This window comes from Methylobacterium sp. J-088 (assembly GCF_022829295.1).
Classification (GTDB): domain Bacteria; phylum Pseudomonadota; class Alphaproteobacteria; order Rhizobiales; family Beijerinckiaceae; genus Methylobacterium.
Genome location: NZ_JAKSYH010000081.1, coordinates 1 through 1,737, shown reverse-complemented (window position 1 = coordinate 1,737; position 1,737 = coordinate 1). Strand labels below are relative to the sequence as shown.

1 protein-coding gene and 1 pseudogene are annotated in these 1,737 nt (G+C 67.0%); both read right to left on the bottom strand.

Going from position 1 to position 1,737, the window contains the following annotated elements:
* Positions 1-80: 80 nt before the first annotated feature.
* A complete protein-coding gene (locus tag MKK63_RS09555) occupies positions 81-1,415 on the bottom strand; it encodes an IS1182 family transposase (protein WP_244001015.1) in 1,335 nt (444 codons plus the stop codon).
* 201 nt (positions 1,416-1,616) lie between these two features.
* A pseudogene (locus MKK63_RS09550) lies at positions 1,617-1,737 on the bottom strand (IS630 family transposase); the annotation flags it as partial.

Here is a 1,737-nt window from a genome sequence, read left to right as displayed (position 1 = left end):
CTAGGAGCCCGTCCGAGTAACGAGTTTACGCGGTGGGATGAGGGTGGAAGTGTGGGCAGACGTGGGCGTCGGCTTTGGGCTCAGTGACTGGCCTTGGCCAGCTTGAGGAGGTTGTGGGCGGTGCAGATCATCGCCCATTCGCCCCGGACTTGATCGAGGCCCCGGAGCAAGAACTGCCGGAAGCCTCTGGCCTGCTTGATCTGCCCAAACACCGGCTCCACGACCTGCTTCCTCAGGCGGTAGCGGCTCCGGCGGCCAGCCTGCTTCAGCCGCGCGGCCATCGCACGCATCAGGGGCGTCTTTGTCAGCGTCCGACGACCGGCCGCATCCGCCTCGCCGTGACGCGCCCGACCCGGAGCCAGATAGGCGGTGATCCGCCGCTCCTTCAGCGCGGCCAGGTTCGCCTCGTTGGCAAAGCCTGCATCGCCCGAGACCTCGCACGGCTTACGCCCGAGATGAGCGCGGACGTCGTCGATGAGCGGCACGAGGGCGCGGGCGTCGGCGGCGTTCGTCACGAGGCGATGCGCCACGATGATCTGATGCGCGGCATCGACGGCGATCTGCCCGTTGTAGCCCTGCACGAACCCGTCGCGCGTGGGCAGGATGCGGCTGTCCGGGTCTGTGAAGTTGCGCTGCGCCCGATCTGGCGGACCGCCGTCCTCACCACGTAGGGGTCGACCCTGCCAGCGCATGCCCGAGGACGCACCCGGCCCGCTCTCGTCCTCCGGGGTGGGCGGATCGACCGCTTCCGCTTCCAACGCGGCCTTCGCGGCGCGGATCGTCTCCAGCCGTCGCTGCTTGTCGGCCATCCAGTCCGGTGTCTCGTCGCCCCGTCGGTTCGCGCCCTGCACCGCATCCTCGGCCGCGTCCGCCTCGCGCGCCTGCTCCAGCCAGGCATCGACCTCGGCGGCCAGCGCCGGCTCGGCCGTCTTCATGCGTCCGTAGCTCATCGCCTTGTGGCGAGAGGCGTTGGCCTTCACCTTGGTCCCGTCCACCGCCACGTGGGCGAACTGGACCAAACCGGCCGCTCGGCACAGGCGCAGAACCTGCACGAAAAGGTCCGACAGGGCCACGAGGTGACGCTTGCGGAAGTCGGCGATGGTGCGGAAGTCCGGCCGTTTCAGCCCGGTCACCGCCATGACGTCGACCCGCTCCTCGCAGGCCCGAGCGAGCTGACGCGACGAGTACAGACCGCGGCTGTAGCCGTAGAGCAGAAGCGCCACCATCATTCCCGGGTGGTAGGGCGGGCAGCCGCGCTCCTCGCTGTAGGTATCGAGGATGGCCGAGAGGTCGAGCGCCTCCCGCACCGTGTCGCGAACGAAGTGCGCCATGTGCCCGGGCGGCACGAACTCGTGCAGCGAGGGCGGCAGCAACCAGCCCTGATCCACATCCCAGGAGCGAAACACCTTGGCCATGAGCCAAGTGAATCACCCTCCGGCCCCGCCGTCGAGAGGATTACTCGGACGGGCTCCTAGTGCTCTGACGCATTCACTTCGTTCATGCGAGTGAGCACTAGTTCTTTGGTTTTGCATCAATTTTTCCAGACTCGGCTGACGCCCCCGTCTGGATCGATGCACTAGCTCCCAGATCGCGCTACTCATACCAACGCTGATTGATCAGAACTCCTGAGCCCCGGTGCGCAGTCCGATGGACATGATGCGCCAGGGTCGGTCGATGAGGCTGTTCCAGGCGTGGCAGCAGTGGTCGAGGATGTCGGCGTGGGATTTGAAGACGCGG

Coding starts and splice junctions, on each gene's coding strand:
- MKK63_RS09555 (WP_244001015.1), bottom strand. CDS start 1,415: ATGGCCAAGGTGTTTCGCTCCTGGGATGTGGATCAGGGCTGGTTGCTG.